At 74.3% G+C, this 21,695-nt stretch carries 2 protein-coding genes; both read left to right on the plus strand.

The window, feature by feature from the left end:
- Nucleotides 1-31: 31 nt before the first annotated feature.
- Nucleotides 32-16,171: an SDR family NAD(P)-dependent oxidoreductase gene (locus ABH926_RS29130; protein ID WP_370369031.1), complete on the plus strand. Its 16,140-nt coding sequence runs from the start codon at nucleotides 32-34 to the stop codon at nucleotides 16,169-16,171.
- Nucleotides 16,168-21,687: a type I polyketide synthase gene (locus ABH926_RS29135; protein WP_370369032.1), complete on the plus strand. Its 5,520-nt coding sequence runs from the start codon at nucleotides 16,168-16,170 to the stop codon at nucleotides 21,685-21,687. Before ABH926_RS29130 ends, ABH926_RS29135 begins: the two co-directional genes overlap by 4 nt.
- Nucleotides 21,688-21,695 lie beyond the last annotated feature (8 nt).

Raw genomic sequence — 21,695 nt, forward strand, 5'->3', positions numbered from 1 at the left:
TAGGACTACGGGAGAGTACGGGAGTTCGGCGATGCCCAGGTTGTTCGATGACACGTCCTTCACCTTCCTGCTCGGCTTCGTGCAGGAGCAGGCGGCCGCGGTGCTGCGCGCCGTCGTGCCCGACGCCCCCGGGACGGTGGATCCCGACACTCCCTTCAGCGAGCTCGGCTTCGACTCGCTGGCCGTGGTCGAGCTCCAGGCCCGGCTGGTCGCGGCCACCGGTCTGGACCTGCCGGTCACGGTGGTCTTCGACCACCCGACGGCGCGCGCCCTGGCGGCGCTGGTCCGGGCCGGGCTGACCGGCGAGCCGGAGGCGGAGTCAGAGCCCGAACCCGGGAACGCCAAGTCTCACGGCAGCTCGGGCGGTACTGATACGTACGAGGACGACGCGATCGCGATCGTCGGCGTGGGCTGCCGCTACCCCGGCGGCGTCGCCTCGCCCGAGCAGCTGTGGCAGCTCGTGGCCGAGGGCCGGCACACCGTCTCCGGTTTCCCGGCGGACCGGGGCTGGGACCTGGACGCGCTCTACGACCCGGACCCGAGTACTCCCGGGACCAGTTACGTGCGCGTCGGCGGCTTCCTGCCCGACGCGGGGTCCTTCGACGCCGACTTCTTCGGTATCTCCCCGCGCGAGGCCTCCGCCATGGACCCGCAGCAGCGGCTCGTCCTGGAGACCGCCTGGGAGGCGCTGGAGCGCTCGGCGATCGACCCGGCCTCGCTGCGCGCCACCCGCACCGGCGTGTTCATCGGCGCCGAGGCCCAGGAGTACGGGCCGCGCCTGCACGAGGCCGCCGACGGGATGGACGGCTACCTGCTGACCGGCAACGCGCCGAGCGTGGTCTCCGGCCGGGTCGCCTACGCCTTCGGCCTGGAGGGCCCCACCCTCACCGTCGACACCGCCTGCTCCGGCTCGCTGGTCGCCCTGCACCTGGCGGTCCAGGCGCTGCGCCGCGGCGACTGCCCGCTGGCGCTGGCCGGCGGCGTCGCGGTCATGGGCGCCCCGGGCGTGTTCACCTCCTTCGCCCGGCAGCGCGGCCTGGCCGAGGACGGCCGCTGCAAGGCCTTCGCGGCGGCCGCCGACGGCACCGGCTTCGGCGAGGGCGTCGGCGTGTTCGTGCTCGAGCGCCTGGCCGACGCGGTTCGCAACGGCCGCCGCATCCTCGGCGTGGTGCGCGGCAGCGCCATCAACTCCGACGGCGCCTCCAACGGCCTGACCGCGCCCAGCGGCCGGGCCCAGCAGCGGGTGATCCGGGCCGCGCTGGCCGACGCGGGCCTGGCGCCCGACGGCGTGGACGCGGTCGAGGCGCACGGCACCGGCACCCGGCTCGGCGACCCGATCGAGGCCGGCGCGCTGCTGGCCGCCTACGGCCGGGACCGCGAGGAGCCGCTGTGGCTGGGCTCGGTCAAGTCCAACATCGGCCACACCCAGGCCGCGGCCGGCTCGGCCGGCCTGATCAAGATGCTGATGGCCATGGAGCACGGGGTGCTGCCGCGCACCCTGCACGTGGACGAGCCGACCCCGCACGTGGACTGGAGCCAGGGCAACGTCCGGCTGCTGACCGAGGACCAGCCCTGGCCCGACGCCGGGCGGCCCCGGCGTGCCGGGATCTCCTCGTTCGGCGTCAGCGGGACGAACGCGCACCTGATCGTCGAGCAGTATCCGGTGGCTGCCGAGCAGGACGCCGGGGCCGAGGGAACAGGGCCGGTGCTGCTGCCGGTCTCGGCCAAGAACCCGGAAGCTTTGCGGGCACAGGCCAAGCGGCTCGCCGAGGCGGTGGACGCGGCCGACGCCACGGTGGCCGACATCGGCTACTCCCTGGCCACCACTCGCGCGGCACTGGAGTACCGCGCGGTTGTTCTGGCCGGCAGCCGCGAGCAGGCCGCACGCGGGTTCTCCGCTCTGGCTCAGGACACTGACACTGACACCGACTCCGCCGACGTCTCGGTGCTGACCGGCACGTCCGGCCCCGGCGGCCTGGCGATGCTCTTCACCGGCCAGGGCGCCCAGCGCCTGGGCATGGGCCGGGAGCTCTACCACGCCCACCCGGTGTTCGCCCGGGCCCTGGACGCCGTGATCGACCGGCTCGACCTCCAGCTGGAGCGGCCGCTGCGCGACGTGTGGTTCGGCGAGGACGCCGAGGCGCTGAACCAGACCGAGTACGCGCAGTGCGCGCTGTTCGCCCTCGAAGTGGCGCTCTACCGGCTGTACGAGTCCTGGGGCGTGACACCGTCGGTCTTGCTGGGCCACTCGATCGGCGAGCTCGCCGCCGCGCACGTGGCCGGCGTCTGGTCGCTGGACGACGCCTGCCTGGTCGTCGCGTCCCGCGCGACCCTGATGCAGGCCCTGCCGGCCGGCGGCGCGATGGCCGCGATCGCCGCCACCGAGGCCGAAGTGGCGGCGCGCCTGACCGGCACGGTCGGCATCGCCGGGCTCAACGCCCCCGGCGCGGTGGTCGTCTCCGGTGCCGAAGCAGAGGTCGAGGAGCTGGCCGCGGCCTTCGCCGCCGAGGGCCGCCGCACCACCCGGCTGCGGGTCTCGCACGCGTTCCACTCGGCCCTGATGGAGCCGATGCTGGCGGAGTTCAAGCAGATCCTGCAGGTGGTCAGTTACGCGCCGCCGCGCATTCCGGTGCTGTCCAACCTGACGGGCCGCCTGGCCACCGCCGAGGAACTGGGCGACCCCGAGTACTGGGTGAACCACGCGCGCCACGCGGTCCGGTTCGCCGACGGCGTCGCCACCATGCTGTCCCTCGGTGTGCGCACCTGCCTGGAACTGGGGCCGGACGGTGTGCTGAGCGGGCTGGCCGAGCAGTGCGCGGCCGAGGCGGGCGAATCCGAGATCTCCTTCACCCCGGCCCTGCGCCGCACCGGCGACGAGGCCGACGCCGTGCTGTCCGCGCTCGGCGCGCTGCACGTCCGCGGCGTTGCCGTGGACTGGCAGGGCTTTTATAAGGGTGCGCAGGCACGCTGCGTTTCGCTGCCGACCTACGCCTTCCAGCACAAGCACTACTGGCTCACCGCGCCCAAGGGCGTCGGCGACGCCGCGGACCTCGGCCAGACCGCGTCCGCGCACCCGCTGCTGCCGGCCGAGGTGGGCCTGGCCGGGTCGGCCGGACTGGTGCTGACCGGGCGCGTCGCGCTGGCCACCCACTCCTGGCTGGCCGACCATGTGATCTCCGGCGTGCCGCTGATGCCCGCCACCGCGTTCGTGGAGATGGCGCTGCACGCCGCCGGCCGCCTGGGCTGCGAGGCCGTCGAGGAGCTGACGCTCCAGGCGCCGCTGGCGGTGCCGGAGGACGGCGCCGTCCTGCTGCAGGTGGTCGTCGGCGCCGACGAGGGCGGACGCCGGACGATCGAGATTCACTCGCGCGAGGAGTCCGCCGACGGCGCGGACTGGACGCGCCACGCGGCCGGAACCTTGTCAGCGTCCGTTGATGCCTCCGAACAGCCGGGAGCGCAGGACTTCGCCGACCTGGCGCAGTGGCCGCCGGCCGGTGCGGAGCCGATCCCGGTCGACGACCTGTATCCGGAACTGGCTGCCCAGGGATACGGCTACGGCCCGCTGTTCCAGGGCCTGCGCCGGGTCTGGCGCCGCGACGGCGTGGTCTTCGCCGAGGTCGGCCTCGACGGCGAGGCCGGCGCGTTCGCCCTGCACCCGGCGCTGCTGGACGCGGTGCTGCACGCCACCGACTTCGCCGCCGGCGAGGCGCGCGACCCGGAGGAGATCCGGCTGCCGTTCGCGTGGAGCGGGATCCGGCTGACGGCGGCTGCCGCGCCGACCGCGGTGCGGGTGCGGATCGGGTCGCTGCCGGAGGGCGGTGTCTCGCTGGCGCTGGCCGATCACACCGGTGCCGGGGTCGGGGAAGTGGCTTCGTTCCGCTCGCGTCCGGTCGCGGCGGCGACGCTGGCGGCCGCGCGAACCGCGCCGTTGTACGAGGTGACGTGGAAGCCGGTCGCGGCTTCGTCGCAGATATCCGCGAGCAGTTTCGCAGTGCTCGGTGACAGCGATGCGCTGGGTTTGGGCGTTCCCTGCTTCACGGACTTGGCCGACATCACGGCCGAGGCTGTGGTCCTGCCGCTACTGCCCGCCGGTGACGACGGGATGATCGGCAGTGCGCACGCGACGGTGCACCAGGTTCTGGCGACGGTCCGGGCGTGGCTGGCCGACGAGCGGTTCGCCGACGCGCAGCTGGTCGTGGTCACGCGCGGCGCTGTCGATCCGACGACCGCCGCGGGCCTGGCCGCCGCGCCGGTCCGAGGCCTGATCCGCTCGGCGCAGGCTGAGCACCCGGGCCGGTTCGTGCTGCTCGACCTGGCCGATGAGGGCCCGCTGGCGGTCGCCGACCTGGCTGCCGCGCTGGGTACCGACGAGCCCGAGCTGCGGCTCGCTGATGGCGCGCTGCTCGTGCCTCGCCTCAACCGTCTTCGTGAGTCCGCCGAGCCCACACATGGCTGGCCGACCGAAGGCACCATCCTCATCACCGGCGGTCTCGGCGGTCTGGGTTCGGTGGTCGCCCGGCATCTGGTCACCGAGCGCGGCGCGCGCCGCCTGCTCCTGGTCGGCCGCCGTGGTGCCCAGACCCCCGGCGCCGAGCAGCTGCTCGCCGACCTGACCGAGCTGGGTGCGCACGTCGAGGCAGCAGCCTGCGATGTGTCCGACCGCGACGCGCTGTCCGCACTGCTGCGCGGTATCGACGGCCTGACCGCCGTCGTACACACCGCGGGCCTCGTCGACGACGGCCTGGTCGAAGCACTCACCGCCGACCAGATCGACACTGTCCTACGCCCCAAGCTCGATGCGGCCTGGCTGCTCCACGAGCTGACGCGCGACCTGGACCTGTCCGCCTTCGTGCTTTTCTCCTCCTCGGCCGGTCTCGTCGACGGCGGCGGCCAGGGCAACTACGCCGCCGGCAACGTCTTCCTCGACGCGCTGGCCGGCTACCGGCACCAGCTCGGTCTGCCCGCGCTCGCCCTGGCCTGGGGCCTGTGGTCCGACGCCGGCGGCATGGGCGCGGCTCTGACCGGCGCCGGGCGCGAGCGCATCGACCGGCTGGGACTCGCGCCGCTGACCGCGCGCGAGAGCCTGGCCGCGCTGGACCTGGCGCTCGGCTCTGCCCGGGCGACCGTGGTGCCGGTCCGGGTGGACCGTGCGGCGCTCGCGGCCCGCGCCGAGGCGCTGCCGGCGTTGCTGCGTGATCTGGCTGGTTCCGGCGCCGCGCGGGGTGCCCAGGCGGGTCGGGCCGGAACCGCGGCCGGTACCGCTGCCGGCACCTCCGCGGCGCTCACCGGCCTGGCCGCGCGGCTGGCCGCGATGTCCGAGTCCGAGCGCGACCGCGCGGTGCTCGATCTGGTCCGTACCCGGGCCGCGGCGGTCCTGGGTCACGGCGGGCCCGAGGCCGTCGGCCCGCGCCGGGCCTTCAACGACCTCGGCTTCGACTCGCTGTCCGCGGTCGAGCTGCGCAACAGCCTGGACGCCGCGACCGGTCTGCGGCTGCCGGCCACCGCGGTCTTCGACCACCCGAACCCGCGCGCGCTGGCCGACCACATCCTGGCCAAGCTCAAGCTGTCCGGGGCGTCCGCTGCGGCCGCGCCGCGTCCGGCGGTGACCGTCCAGTCCGACGAGCCGATCGCGATCGTCGCGATGAGCTGCCGCTTCCCCGGCGGCGTCGGCACGCCGGAGGACCTGTGGCAGCTGGTGCACTCCGGCGTGGACGCGGTCACCGGCTTCCCGGCCGACCGCGGCTGGGACGTCACCGGCATCTACGACCCCGAGCCCGGCACGCCCGGCAAGAGCTACGCCCGCGAAGGCGGCTTCCTGCACGACGCGGCCGACTTCGACGCCGAGTTCTTCGAGATCAGCCCGCGTGAGGCGCAGGCCATGGACCCGCAGCAGCGGCTGCTGCTGGAGATCTCCTGGGAGGCCTTCGAGCGGGCCGGCATCGACCCGCACTCGCTGCGCGGCAGCGACACCGGCGTGTTCGCCGGCGTGATGTACCACGACTGGGGCACCGGGCGCGGCGCCGTCTCCGAGGAGACGGCCGGCTACCTGGGCAACGGCAGCCTGGCCAGCGTGGTCTCCGGCCGGGTCTCCTACGCCCTGGGCCTGGAGGGCCCGACGGTCACGGTGGACACCGCCTGCTCCTCGTCCCTGGTCGCGATGCACTGGGCGATCCAGGCGCTGCGCCGCGGCGAGTGCTCCCTGGCCCTGGCCGGCGGCGTGACCGTGATGTCGACCCCTGACACGTTCATCGACTTCAGCCGTCAGCGCGGCCTGGCCGCCGACGGCCGCTGCAAGTCCTTCGCGGCCGCCGCCGACGGCACCGGCTGGGGCGAGGGCGCCGGCATGCTGTTGCTGGAGCGGCTCTCCGACGCCGAGCGTCACGGCCACCGGGTGCTGGCCGTGGTCAGCGGCACCGCCGTGAACCACGACGGCGCCAGCAACGGCCTGACCGCGCCCAACGGCTCGGCGCAGCAGCGGGTGATCCGCCAGGCGCTGGCCGCCGCCGGGCTGGCGCCGGGCGACGTGGACGCCGTCGAGGCGCACGGCACCGGCACGACCCTCGGCGACCCGATCGAGGCCCAGGCGCTGCTGGAGGTCTACGGGCAGGAGCGCCCGGCCGACCGGCCGTTGTGGCTGGGGTCGGTGAAGTCGAACCTCGGACACACGCAGGCCGCCGCCGGTGTCGCCGGGGTCATCAAGACCGTGATGGCACTGCGGCACGGAGTGCTGCCGCGGACCCTGCACGTGGACGCGCCGTCTCCGCATGTGGACTGGAGCGCGGGGAACGTCCGGCTGCTGACCGACGAGCAGGACTGGGCTGCGAACGGCCGGCCGCGCCGCGCGGGTGTCTCCTCGTTCGGGATCAGCGGGACGAACGCGCACGTGATCGTGGCTGAGCATGTGAGCCAGGATGCTGAGCCGGAAGTCGCGGCTGCCGACGCCCCGGATGTGCTGCCGTTCCTGCTCTCCGGCCGGACCGCGCCGGCGCTGCGCGACCAGGCCGCCCGGCTGCGGGCGTTCGTCGCCGAGCGGCCCGACGTGTCGCTGCCCGACCTGGCCCGCACGCTGGCCACCTCCCGGGCCGCGCTCGACCACCGGTCCGCGGTGCTCGCCGCCGGCCACGGCGCCCTGCTCGACGGCCTGGACCTGCTCGCCGCCGGCGGCACCGGCCCGGCGCTGGTGCTCGACACGGTGAACGAGGGCAAGCTCGCCTTCCTGTTCTCCGGCCAGGGCGCGCAGCGGGTCAGGATGGGCGCCGAGCTGTATGTGGCGTTCCCGGTGTACGCGCAGGCCTTCGACACGATCACCACGGCGTTCGACGAGGCCGCCGCCGCGTCGCAGGCTGCTGATGACGCCTTCGCGCCCGCCGGCTGGCGTCCGCTGCGCGATCTGGTCTTGGGCCGGGACGGCGCCGCCGACGACGGATCGCTGGATCAGACCCTGTACACCCAGGCTGCGTTGTTCGCGGTCGAGCTCTCGCTGTTCCGCCTGCTGGAGTCCTGGGGCGTGACCCCGGACCTGATGGCCGGGCACTCGATCGGCGAACTGGCCGCCGCTCAGGCCGCCGGGGTGTTCTCGCTCGCCGACGCCTGCCGGCTGGTGCTCGCTCGCGGCGCGCTGATGCAGGCGCTGCCCGCGGGTGGTGCGATGGCCGCGCTGAGCGTCACCGAGCAGGAGGCCGCGGCGCTGATCGCAGGGCTCGGTGGGCTTGAAGGGCTCGAAGGGCGCGGCGGCGCGGTGGATGTGGCCGCCGTCAACGGCCCGGCCGCCGTCGTGGTCTCGGGAGCCGAGGACGCGGTGGCGGAGCTGGCGCGGATCGTTCGCGAGCGGGGCGGCGAGTCCCATCGGCTGACCGTCAGCCACGCGTTCCACTCCGCGCTGATGGAGCCGATGCTCGCCGAGTTCGGGCGGGTGGCCGCGAGCCTGACGGTGAACGCGCCGCGGATCCCGATCGTCTCGACGGTCACCGGCGCGCTGGCCGACGGCGAATTGCAGTCCGCGGACTACTGGGTGCGCCACGCCCGGCAGGCGGTCCGCTTCGCCGACGCGGTGCGGGCTCTGGCCGCGGAGGGCGTGAGCACGTTCGTCGAGCTCGGCCCGGACACGGTTCTCAGTGCTCTGGGTGCGCGGTGCGTCGAGCCGACCGCCGCTTCTGTTCCGGCCTTCGCCGCGACCAGCCGCCGCGACCGGCTTGAGATTCCTGTCCTGCTGGCCGCGCTGGGTCTGCTGCACGCCCGCGGTCTGTCGGTGAGCTGGCCCGCGCTGCTCGGTAACGCCGGCGGCTCGATCGACCTGCCGACGTACGCCTTCCAGCACCAGCGGTTCTGGCTGGACCCGGTGCCGGCCGGCGACGTCACCACCGTCGGGCAGCTGGCGGCGGACCACCCGATGCTCGGCGCCGTGGTGCCGCTGCCGGGCTCGGACTCGGTGGTGCTCACCGGCAGGATCAGCGCGCAGCGCCAGCCGTGGCTGGCCGACCACGTGGTCAACGGCGCGATCCTGGTGCCCGGCACCGGGTTCGTGGAGCTCGCGATCCGGGCCGGCGACCAGGTCGGCTGCCGGGTGCTGGAGGAGCTGACGCTCCAGGCGCCGCTGATCCTGCCCGGCGCGGACCAGTCGCACCGCGGCGTCGCGTTGCAGGTGCTGGTGGACGCCGAGGAGGACGGCCGGCGCCGCTTCACGGTCCACTCCCGGCCCGACGACCTGCCGGACCACCCCTGGACCCAGCACGCGGCGGGCATCCTGGCCCCGGCCCCGGCCCCGGCCGCCGCGGTCGCTGCCGAGCCCGCGGGCCTGACCGAGTGGCCGCCGCCGGGTGCCGAGCAGCTCGACGTCACCGACGCCTACGAGCGCCTGGCCGCGCGCGGCTACGGCTACGGCCCGGCCTTCCAGGGCCTGCGCGCCGCCTGGCGCCGTGGCGACGAGGTGTTCGCCGAGGTCGCGCTGCCCGAGACGATCGGGAGCACGGCCGCCGACTTCGGCCTGCACCCGGCGCTGCTGGACGCGGCCATGCACGCCGACCTGCTCGACGATGGCGAGGGCGCGACGCTGCTGCCGTTCGTCTGGAACGGCGTGACGCTGTACGCGGCGGGCGCGCGCGATGTCAGGGTACGGATCGTGCGGCTGGACGGCGACGAGCTGTCCTCGATCGAGGTCGCGGACGCCGACGGCGCGCCGGTGGCCTACGTCGAGTCGCTGGTCTCGCGGCCGGTGGCGGGCGAACTCGGGGCCGGGGCGGCGAGCGAAGAGGGTGCGCTGCTGCGAATCGAGTGGACGGCTGCGGCTGCTGCCGAGGCCGACACGGAGCTCCCGGCTGATTGGGCGGTGATCGGCGCCGGGGTCGCAGAGCTCGACTCGGAACCCGCTGTCGCAGTGCTTGATGTCGCGGCTTCCGGTGCCGATGTGGCTGAAGAAGCGCATCGCATCGCCGGCCATGTCATGGCCGAACTCCAGGCCTGGCTTGCCGAACCGCGTTTCCGGGGATCGCGCCTGCTGGTCCGCACTCACGCCGGCGATCTGGCCCACGCGCCGATCGCAGGCCTGGTCCGCGCTGCCGAGGCGGAGAATCCCGGCCGCTTCGTGCTGGTCGAGACCGACGCAGATTCGCATAACCTGTTGCCCGCGGTCATCGCCACCGGCGAACCGGAAGCAGCGGTGCGCTCTGGCAGCATCCTGATTCCGCGCTTGGTAGCCGCACCTGTTGGTGATGGAGCTGGCTCGCTCGGCACCGGCACCGTCCTGATCACCGGCGGCACCGGCGGCCTCGGCGGTCTGCTCGCCGAGCACCTCGCGGCCGAGCACGGCGCGCGCCACCTCCTACTCACCAGCCGTCGCGGGCCCGACGCGCCCGGCGCCGTGGAGCTCGCCGCTCGCCTCACCGCCCTCGGGGCCGAGGTGACCGTCGCGGCCTGCGACACCGCTGACCGCGCCGCCGTCGCCGACCTGCTCGACGCCATTCCCGCCGACCGGCCGCTGACCGCCGTCGTGCACGCCGCCGGGACCGCCGACGGTGCGCTGCTCGGCTCGCTGTCCGCCGAGCAGTTGCACAGTGTGCTGCGGCCCAAGATCGATGCGGCCTGGCACCTGCACGAGCTCACCCGCGACCTCGACCTGGCCGCGTTCGTGCTCTTCTCCTCCGCCGGCGGCATGGTGCTCGCCTCGGGGCAGGCGAACTACGCCGCGGCCAACACCTTCCTCGACGCCCTGGCCGAACACCGCCGTGCCGCCGGGCTTCCGGCGACCGCGCTGGCGTGGGGCCTGTGGAACCAGAACACCGGGCTCGGCGGCGAGCTCGGTGAGGCTGATCTGCGCCGGATGGCCCGGCTCGGGATGCCCGCGCTCAGCGTCGCCGAGGGCTTGCGCCTGTTCGACGCGGGCCTGCGCTCCGATGCCGCCGTGCTGGCCGCGCTGCGCCTGGACCCGGCCGCGTTGCGGGCCCGCGGCGAGGACCTGCCGGCCCTGCTGCGGGCCTTCGCTCCGGCTCCGGTGCGGCGTACGGTGCGGGCCTCGGCTCCGGCCGGCGGCGGGCTGGCGCTGGCGCGGAAGCTGGCCGGGCTGGCCGAGGCCGAGCGCGACCGCGTCCTGCTGGAGCTGGTGTCCACGCACGTGGCCACCGTGCTCGGGCACGCCGACGCCTCGGCGGTGGCCGGGGACCGGGCGTTCAAGGAGCTGGGCTTCGACTCGCTCGCGGCCGTCGAGCTTCGCAATGCCCTGAGCGCGGCCACCGGGCTGGCGCTGCCGGCCACGATGATCTTCGACCATCCCACCGCCCGCGCCGTGTCCGCCTTCATCATGGGCAAGCTCACCGAGGCCGTCGCGCCGGCCGGGCCGGCCAAGCCCGCCGCCGCCCGCGGCCGGTCGGAGGAGCCGATCGCGATCATCGGCATGGGCTGCCGGTACGCCGGCGGCATCCGCACCCCGCAGGACCTGTGGCAGCTGGTGGTCGACGGCGTGGACGCGGTGACCGAGTTCCCGACCAACCGCGGCTGGGACATCGCAGGGGTCTACGACCCGGTGCCGGGCAAGCGCGGCAAGACCTACGCCCACGAGGGCGGGTTCCTGCACGAGGCGGCCTGGTTCGACCCGGCGTTCTTCGGCATCGGCCCGCGCGAGGCGATGGCGATGGACCCGCAGCAGCGGCTGCTGCTGGAGACCGCCTGGGAGACCTTCGAGCACGCCGGGATCGACCCCAAGTCGCTCAAGGGCAGCCTGACCGGCGTCTTCGCCGGCGCCATGTACGACGACTACGGCAGCCGCCTGAAGGACGCCCCCGCCGACGTCGAGGGCTACCTGGCCAACGGCAGCTCCGGCGCCGTGGTCTCCGGCCGCATCTCCTACCTGTTCGGCCTGGAGGGCCCGTCCATGACCGTGGACACGGCCTGCTCCTCCTCGCTGGTCAGCCTGCACCTGGCCTCGCAGGCGCTGCGCAACGGCGAGTGCACGCTGGCCCTGGCCGGCGGTGTCACGGTCCTGTCGGCCACCGACCTGTTCGTCGACTCCAGCCGGCAGGGCGTGCTCTCGCCCAACGGCCGCTGCAAGTCCTTCGCCGCGGCGGCCGACGGCGTCGGCTGGGCCGAGGGCGCGGGCCTGCTGCTGCTGGAGCGCCTGTCCGACGCCCGGCGCAACGGACACGAGGTGCTGGCCGTGGTCCGCGCCTCGGCGGTGAACCAGGACGGCGCCTCCAACGGCCTGACCGCGCCCAACGGTCCCTCCCAGGAGCGGGTCATCCACGCCGCGCTGGCCGCCGCCGGTCTCACCACGGCCGACGTGGACGCGGTCGAGGCACACGGCTCGGGCACCAAGCTCGGCGACCCGATCGAGGCCCAGGCGCTGTTGGCGACCTATGGCCGGGACCGCCCCGAGGACCGGCCGCTGTGGCTGGGCTCGGTGAAGTCCAACATCGGCCACGCGCAGGCTGCCGGCGGCGCGGCCGCGGTGATCAAGGTGGTGCAGGCGCTGCGCCACGACCTGCTGCCCCGGACGCTGCACGTGGACGCGCCGTCCCCGCACGTCGACTGGTCCAGCGGCGGCGTCCAGCTGCTGACCGAGGCACGGCCCTGGGTCGCGCAGGGACGCCCGCGCCGCGCCGGCATCTCCTCCTTCGGGATCAGCGGCACCAACGCCCACATGATCATCGAGGAGGCCCCGACGGCCCGCAGACCTCTGCCGGAGCGTGGCGCTGACCTCGCACCGGCCCTGCCGCTGATCCCGCTGCCGCTGGCCGGCAGCACCGCCGACGCGCTGCGCGAGCAGGCCGCCCGGCTCGCGGCCCGGCTGGACGACGACACCGCCCTGCTGGACGCCGCCTTCTCCGCGGCGACCACCCGCGCGGCGCTCGACCACCGCGCCGTGGTCCTGGCCGCGGACCGCGAGGAAGCCCTCGGCACCCTGGAGGCCCTGGCCTCCGGCGGCGCGTCCGGCGGCCTGGTCCGCGCGGTCGCCCGCTCGGCCGGCCTGACGGCCTACATGTTCACCGGCCAGGGCTCGCAGCGGATCGGTATGGGCGCCGAGCTCTACCGGGTGTTCCCGGTGTTCGCCGCCGCGCTGGACGAGGTGTGCGCGGTGCTGGACACCGAGCTGGCGCACCCGCTCAAGGACGTGATGTGGTCCGACGCCGAAGCACTGGCCGGGCTGCTCGATCAGACCGCTTACACGCAGTGCGCCCTGTTCGCGGTCGAGGTGGCGCTGTTCCGCCTGTTCGAGTCCTGGGGCGTGCGGCCCGAATACCTCACCGGGCACTCGATCGGCGAGCTCGCCGCGGCGCACGTCGCCGGGGTGTGGTCGCTTCAGGACGCCTGCGCCCTGGTCGCCGCGCGCGGCCGGCTCATGCAGGCGCTGCCCGAGGGCGGGGCGATGATCTCGATCGCGGCCGGCGAGGACGAGGTCCGAGCCGCGCTGGTGCCGGGCGTCGACATCGCTGCCGTCAACGGGCCGCGCGCGGTCGTGGTCTCCGGAGAGCAGGAAGCGGCGCTGGCCGTCGCGGCCGGGTTCTCCCGCACCAAGCAGCTGACCGTCTCGCACGCCTTCCACTCCGCCCGCATGAACCCGATGCTCGCCGAGTTCCGCGCGGTCGCCGAGCGGCTGACCTACCGGGCCCCGGCGCTGTCCATCGTCTCCACGCTCACCGGGGCCCTGGCCTCGGCCGAGGAACTGTGCACGCCGGAGTACTGGGTCCGGCACGTCCGCGAGGCCGTCCGCTTCGCCGACGCGATCGCCGCGCTGTCCGCGATCGGCGTCACCCGTTTCGTCGAGCTCGGCCCGGACGCCGTGCTCACCGCGATGGCCGGACACAGCACCGAGGAAGGCCAGGTGCTGCTCCCGGCGCTGCGCCGCACCGGCGAGGAGGCCAAGACCGCGCTGCACGCCCTGGCCGGGCTGCACGTGCGCGGCGTCGCAGTGGACTGGCACGGCGTGTTCGCCGGGCGCGGCGCGCGCAAGATCGCGCTGCCGACCTACGCCTTCCAACGCAAGGAGTACTGGCTCAGCGCGACCGCCGGCACCGGCAACGTGGCCTCGGCCGGGATCGACAACGCCGGGCACCCGCTGCTGGGCGCGGTGGTCGAGCTGCCGGACACCGGCGGCGTGGTCTTCACCGGGACGCTCTCGCTCAGCCGCCAGCCCTGGCTGCGCGACCACCTGATCATGGGCACGGCACTGCTGCCCGGCTCGGCGTTCGTGGAGCTGGCCGTCCGGGCCGGCGACGAGGTCGGCTGCGACCTGTTGGAGGAGCTGACCCAGTACGCCCCGCTGATCCTGCGCGACGGCGTGGCGACCAGCGTCCGCGTGGTGCTCGGCGGCGACCAGGCCGGACGGCGCACGTTGGCGGTGTACTCGCGGGACGCGGCCGCGCTCGGCGCGCCGTGGACCCAGCACGCCGCCGGCAGCCTGGCCCGCGGCGACCGGGCCGGGAACCCGGGTGTCGCAGAGCCCTTCGACACCGCGCAGTGGCCGCCGGCCGGCACCGAGAAGGTGGACATCGACGAGGTCTATGACGACCTGGTCGGCCTGGGCTTCGGCTACGGCCCGACGTTCCGGAACATGCGCGCCATCTGGGTGCGGCGCGGTGCGGATGCCGTCATCGAGGAGGTGTTCGCCGAGATCGCCCTGCCGGAGGGCACTGACACCGCGGGCTTCGGCATCCACCCGGCGCTGCTGGACTCCGCGTTGGGCGCCACGGACTTCCTGGTGCCCGGCGGGCCCCGGGCGATCACCGAGGCGACGATCCCGTTCGTCTGGACCGGCGTCCAGCTGCATGCGGCCGGTGCGACGGCCCTGCGGGTCCGGGTCCAACGCGGGGCCGAGGGCACCAGCCTGGACCTGGCCGACCCGGCCGGCTCCCCGGTGGCCCGGATCGGCGCGCTGGTGGTGCGTCCGGTGACCGCCGACCGGCTCGGCGGTGCGGACCCGGTGCGGGACGCGCTGCTGCGGATCGGCTGGCAGCCGGGGCCGAGCGGCATCGCGGTCGCTCCGCAGGGCTGGGCGCGGCTGGGTGCCGAGGGCGGGCCGTCGCTGCCGTTCGCGGTGGCTCCGGTCGGCGAGATCGACAAGCCCGAGGTGGTCGTGCTGACCTGTGCGCCGGGCTCGGGCTCGGTGCCGGACGAGGTCAGGGCTCTGGTTCACAGCACTTTGACCCAGGTCGCGGACTGGCTCGCCGAGCCCCGGTATGCGCAGGCGCGTCTGGTGGTGCTGACCACGAACGCGGTCGCGCTGCCGTCCGACGCGATGGGCCCGGACGTGGTGCAGGCTCCGCTGTGGGGCCTGATCCGGTCGGCTCAGGCGGAGAACCCGGGGCGGCTGTTCCTGATCGACACCGACGGATCGCCGTCCTCGCTCGCGGCCCTGCCGGCCGTGGTGGCCTCGGGCGAGCCGGAAGCCGCGGTGCGCTCGGGCGCGATCTGGCTGCCCCGGCTGGAGCGGGCCGAACCGCCTTCCGCCGCTGACGCCGAGCCCGTGTGGGACCCCGAGGGCACGGTCCTGATCACCGGCGGGGCCGGTCTGCTGGGCGCGCACCTGGCCCGGCACCTGGCCACCCGGCACGGCGTGCGGCACCTGCTGGTGGCCAGCCGCCAGGGCGCGAACGCCCCGGGCGCCGAGGAGTTGGCCGCCGAGCTGTGCCGGGTCGGAACCCAGGTCAGCTACGAGGCCTGCGACGTGGCCGACCCGGACGCGCTGGCGAAGCTGCTGGAGTCGGTCCCGGCCGAGAACCCGCTGACCGCCGTCGTGCACGCCGCCGGGCTGATGGACAGCGCCGTGTTCGGCGCCCTGACCCCGACCCAGGTCGACAGGGTGCTGCGACCCAAGGTGGACGCCGCCTGGCAGCTGCACGAGCTGACCAAGGGCCTGAACCTGAAGGCCTTCGTGCTCTACTCCTCGGCCGGCGGCCTGGTGCTCACCGCCGGACAGGCGAACTACGCCGCGGCCAACGTGTTCCTGGACGCCCTCGCCGAGCACCGCGCCGCCCAAGGGCTGCCGGGCAAGGCGCTGGCGTGGGGACCGTGGCAGGGCAGTGAGGGCCAGGTGGACCTGGACCGGATCGCCCGCTCCGGGGTCGCCGAGCTGACCGCGGCCGACGGCATGGCCTTGTTCGACGCCGCCCTCGGCGCGTCCGAGGCGGCCCTGGCCCCGCTCAAGCTGGCCCCGCCCACGGCGCCGGCGGCGGGCAGCGCCCGGCCCGAACCGCCGGCGCTGCTGCGGGCCCTGATGCGCGGACCGGTCCGCCGCACCCTGGCCACCGCGGCCGGTGCCGCGGCCGGCCCGGCGCAGGCCCCGCTGGATCTGCGGCTGGCCGCGATGACCGCCGAGGAACGCGCGGCGACCGTGCTCGACGTGGTGCTGCGGCACACCGCCGGAGTGCTCGGATACCCCGACGCCGGCCAGATCGACGCGGACAAGGGCTTCACCGACCTCGGCCTGGACTCGCTGGCCGCGGTGGAGCTGCGCAACCGGATCGGCGCCGAGACCGGGCTGCGCCTGCCCGCGACGCTGATCTTCGACTACCCGACGGCCCAGCCGCTGGCGGAGTACCTGCTGGCCGAACTGGTGCCCGACGAGCCCGAAGCATCCACCGGGCCGCACACCGGCGCGGACACGTCGATCCAGGAGGAGATCGCCGGCATGAGCGTCGAGGAACTGATGAAGTCGGTCTACGGCGGACGGGACGAACGCGCATGAGCGGGCAGGCTTCCACCGAGCAGGTCGTCGCGGCCCTGCGCCAGGCGGTCCTGGACAACGAGGTCCTGCGCCGCGAGAACGACCGCCTCGCCGCGGCGCAGAACGAGCCCATCGCGATCGTCGGCATGGGCTGCCGCTTCCCCGGCGGGGTCACCTCGCCGGAGGAGCTGTGGCGCCTGGTCGCCGACGGCGTCGACGCCGTCGGCACCTTCCCCGCCGACCGCGGCTGGGACCTCGGACGCCTCTACGACCCCGGCTCCGCCGCCGGCGCCCCGTACGCAGCGGGCACCACGTACTCGCTGGACGGCGGATTCATCGACGGCGCGGCCGACTTCGACGCGGACTTCTTCGGCATCTCCCCGCGCGAGGCCCTCGGCATGGACCCGCAGCAGCGGCTGCTGCTCACCGCCGCCTGGGAGGCGCTGGAGCGCGCCGGCATCCGCCCGGCGACGCTGCGCGGCAGCGCCACCGGCGTCTTCGCGGGCGTGATGTACCACGACTACGGCCCGGGCAGCAGCGACGGAAGCCTGATCTCCGGCCGCGTCTCCTACACCCTGGGCCTGGAGGGCCCGGCGGTCTCGGTGGACACGGCGTGCTCGTCCTCGCTGGTCGGCGTGCACCTGGCGGCGCAGGCGCTGCGCCGCGGTGAGTGCGCGCTGGCCCTGGCCGGCGGCGTGACGGTGATGACCGAGCCGGACATGTTCGTGTACTTCAGCGAGCAGCGCGGCCTGGCACCGGATGGGCGGTGCAAGGCTTTCTCGGCGTCGGCCGACGGCGTCGGGTGCTCGGAGGGCGCGGGCATCCTGGTGCTGGAGCGCTTGTCGGACGCGGTGCGCAACGGCCGCCGCATCCTGGCGCTGGTCCGCGGCAGCGCGGTGAACCAGGACGGCGCGTCCAGCGGCTTCACGGTGCCGAACGGCCCGGCGCAGCAGCGGGTGATCCGCGCGGCACTGGCCGACGCCCGGCTGACCCCCGACGACGTGGACGCGGTCGAGGGGCACGGCACGGGAACCCGCCTGGGCGACCCGATCGAGGCCCAGGCCCTGCTGGCCACCTACGGCAAGGGACGCCCGGCCGACCGGCCGCTGCGGCTGGGCTCGGTGAAGTCGAACTTCGGGCACACCCAGGCGGCGGCCGGCGTGGCCGGGATCATGAAGATGGTGCTGGCGATGCAGCACGCCGAGCTGCCGCGCAGCCTGTATGCCGAGGACGCCTCGCCGCACGTGGACTGGTCGGTCGGCGGCGTGGAGCTGCTGGCCGGGGCGGTGGCGTGGCCGGCGGGGGAGCGGGTGCGGCGGGCGGGGGTGTCTTCGTTCGGGATCAGTGGGACGAATGCGCATGTGATCATTGAGGAGGCGGGGGAGTACGCCCCAACACCTGCCTCCGAAGGCAAGCCGGGAACGGTGACCGCATGGCCGGTCTCCGGTCGCTCTCCGGCGGCGTTGCAGGCGCAGATTGAGCGGTTGCTGGCTTGGGCCGAGGGCACCCCGGATCTTGATCCGGTTGCCGTCGGCCGGGTTTTGGCGCTGACCCGCACGCAGTTCGAGCATCGCGCGGTGGTGATCGGCGCGGGCCGCGGTGAGCCGGTGGTGGGCGCCGTCTCGGGTGGGCGGACCGCGTTCTTGTTCTCCGGACAGGGTTCGCAGCGTCTCGGCATGGGTGCCGAGCTCTATAAGGCGTTCCCGGTGTTCGCGGCGGCGCTCGACGAGGTGTGTGCGGCCTTCGGACAGCCCCTCAAAGAGGTCATGTGGTCCAAGCCCGAGTTGCTTGACCAGACCTCTTATACACAGTGTGCGCTGTTCGCTTTCGAGGTGGCGCTGTTCCGGCTGTTCGAGTCCTGGGGCGTGCGGCCGGATTTCGTTGCCGGGCATTCGATCGGCGAGCTCGCTGCGGCCTACGTCAGCGGCGTCTGGTCGCTGGAAGACGCGTGCACCCTCGTCGCCGCGCGCGGCCGCCTGATGCAGGAGCTGCCGACCGGCGGCGCCATGATCTCGATCGCCGCGACCGAGGCTCAAGTGCGTGATGCGCTGCTGCCGGGAGTGGATATCGCCGCGATCAACGGTGCGGCGTCGGTCGTGGTGTCGGGTGAGGCCGAGGCAGTGGCGAAGGTGGCCGCCGGCTTCCCCCGCACCAAGCAGCTGAATGTCTCGCATGCTTTCCACTCGGTGCTGATGGACCCGATGCTGCCCGAGTTCCGCAAGGTCGCTGAGAGCTTGACCTACAACACTCCTCAGTTCAACCTGCCTGAGGAACTGTGCGACCCGGAGTACTGGGTCAACCATGTGCGGCAGCCGGTGCGCTTCGCCGATGATGTCAGCACTCTGGCAGCCAACGGCGTCACCCGCTTCGTCGAACTCGGCCCGCAGGCGACTCTGACCGGTCTCGTGGATGCCGAAGACACCCTCGCGATCGCCGCACTGCGTAAGGACCAGCCCGAGGAACAGGCCGCCGTCACCGCGCTGGCAACCCTGCACGCTCACGGTGCCGCAGTGGGCTGGCACTCCTTCTACGGCGGCGACACCGACACCGACACCGACACCGACGCCGTCACCGTCACCCCCATCCCCGACCTGCCCACCTACCCCTTCCAAGGCACTCGCTACTGGCTCCGCTCCACCGCCGGGCACGACGTCGCCGACGCCGGGCTGGAGCCGGTCGAGCACCCGTTCCTGTCCGCGAGCACCGTGCTGGCCGACGGTCAGGGCTGGCTGCTGACCGGACGCCTGTCTCTGGACGCGTTCCCCTGGCTCGCCGACCACGTCGTCTCGGGCCAGATCCTGCTGCCCGGCACCGCCTTCGCCGACCTGGCGCTGACTGCCGGTGGGTATGCCGGCTGCGGCCAGGTCGAGGAGCTGATCCTCGAAGCACCGCTGATCTTCGGCGCGGCGCGCGCGATCCAGGTCCGCGTGGGCGCGGCCGAGCCGGACGGCGGACGCCCGGTCGCCGTCTACTCGCGCGCGGCCGACGCGCCGTCCGCCGACGAGTGGCTGCGGCACGCCAGCGGCCGCCTCGCCCCGGCCGGCCGCGAGGGCTTCACCGACCTCGCGATGTGGCCGCCGCAGGACGCGCAGAGCATTGACATCGGTGGCGTCTACCCGGCGCTCGCCGCCTCGGGCCTGAGCTACGGCCCGGTGTTCCAGGGGCTGCGTGCCGCCTGGCGTCGCGGCGAGGAGCTGTTCGCGGAGGTCGCGCTGCCCGAGGGTACGCAGGCTGCCGGCTTCGCCGTGCACCCGGCGCTGCTCGACGCGTCGCTGCATGCCGCCGCACTGCGCGACACCGCATCGACGGACGGGCCTCCGATGGTCCCGTTCTCCTGGGGCGAGATGACGGTGCACGCCTCGGGCGCCGGCGCGCTGCGGGTGCGGGTACGCCCGGCCGACGGCGGCGCCATCAGCGTCTACTGTGCTGACAGTACTGGCGCGCCGGCCTTCTCGGCCGAGTCGCTGACGGTGCGTCCGGCGCCGCAGCCGGAACCGGAGGCGTCGGGCGGCGATTCGCTGCTGGTCCTGAACTGGGTGCCGGCGGTTGTCGAGGACCGGCGGGCTTCTCGCACGTGGGCTGTCGTCGGGACTGGCGGGGAAGCGATTGTCGAATCGCTCGCAGCACTCGCAGCCTCGGGCACGGTCCACGCAGACCTGCCGGCACTCCGCGCCGCGCTGGCGGAGGGTGAGGCGGCGCCGGACCTGCTGGTGGTGCCCTGTCTGGGCAACGCCGAGGGCATCGACGGGGTGCACACAGCGGTGCACGAGATGCTCGCCCTGGTCCAGGGCTGGCTCGACGAGGACCTGCTCGCGGGTTCCCGCCTGGTGGTCGTGACGCGCTGCGCGATGGCGACCGGGCCGGAGGACCCCGCAGTCGCCGATCTGGCCGCCTCGGCTGTCTGGGGCCTGATTCGGACGGCCGAGGTGGAGAACCCCGGTCGGGCGATGCTGATCGACCTCGATGCCGATGCCGATGCCGTTGCCGATGACACCGCCGCGTTGGCCATCGCCCTCGGTCTCGATGAGCACCAGGTAGCGCTGCGCGGGGACAAGATCTTGGTACCGCGCCTGGCCAAGGCCGCAAGCAGTACCGCCACCGTCTGGCCGAACCCGGTCGAGAACCCCGACCTCTCTCGCGGCACCGTCCTGCTCACCGGCGGCACCGGCGTCCTCGGCGGCCTGATCGCCCGCCACCTGGTCACCGCCCACGGTGTCGACAGCCTGCTCCTGGTCAGCCGCCGCGGCCCCGACGGTCCCGGCGCCGCGGAGCTCGCCGCCGAGCTGGCCGGGCTCGGCGCCACCGCCAGGTTCGTGGCCTGCGACGCCGCCGATCCCGCCGAGCTGGCCGCGCTGCTGGCCGCCGTCCCCGCCGAGCGGCCGCTGGTCGGCGTCGTGCACTGTGCGGGCGTGCTGGACGACGGCGTCATCAGCTCCCTGACTCCCGAGCGCATGGACACCGTGCTGCGTTCCAAGGCGGACATCGCCTGGCACCTGCACGATCTGACCCGCGATCTCGACCTCGACCTGTTCGTCCTCTTCTCCTCCGCGGCCGGTACCTGGGGCGCGCCGGGGCAGGCTAACTACGCCTCGGCCAACTCCTTCCTGGACGGCTTGGCCGCGCAGCGGCGCGCGCAGGGATTGGCCGGGCAGTCGCTGGCCTGGGGGATGTGGGCCGAGCGCGGGATGTCCGGCGAGCTGCCGCAGACCGACCTGATCCGGATGGCGCGGGCCGGGGTGCTCGGCCTGTCGACCGAGGAGGGCCTGGCGCTGTTCGACACGGCGCTGGACATCGCCGCGCCGATCCTGGTGCCGATCCGGCTGGACCTCGGGGCGCTGCGGCGGCAGGGCGAGGAGCTGCCCTCGATCCTGGCCGAGCTGGCCGGGCCGGTCGGGCCGGTCGGGCCGGCCGGCGGCGGCCGCGGGCCCCGGCCGGCCGCCGACGCCGGGAACGACGGCCCGGCGGCGCTGACCGCCCGGCTCGCCGGGCTGGACGCCGGCGGCGTGCGGCGGGTGTTCGAGGACCTGGTGCGCGGCCTGGCCGCCACCGTGCTCGGGCACGCCGGTCCCGGCGCGATCGGCCCGCGGCGGCCCTTCCACGAGCTCGGGTTCGACTCGCTGACCACCGTGGAACTGCGAAACCGGCTGGCCTCGGCCACCGGCCTGCGGCTGCCGGCGACCGTGGTCTTCGACCATCCCAACCCGGCCGAGCTCGCGGCGCACCTGTGCGAGCGGTTCGGGCCCGCGGCCACGACCGGCGCGTCGGCATCTGCGTCGGACACGGACCAGAGCGACGCGCTGCGCCAAGCCTTCGGCGCGATCCCGGTCGAGCAGCTGCGCGCGGCCGGCGTGTACGAGGCCCTGCTCGGCCTGGCCGGGCTCGCCTTCGCCGCCCCCGCTCCCGCCGGCGCCCTCGCAGGCCTCCCGGCCCTCGCGGTCGCCGGGGACCTCGACGACCTGGACGATCTCGACGACCTCGACGACCTGGACACCCAGAGCCTGATCGACCTCGCCCTGAGCGACGGCGACCCCCGGTGACCGCCCAC

Source organism: Catenulispora sp. GP43 (assembly GCF_041260665.1).
GTDB lineage: Bacteria > Actinomycetota > Actinomycetes > Streptomycetales > Catenulisporaceae > Catenulispora.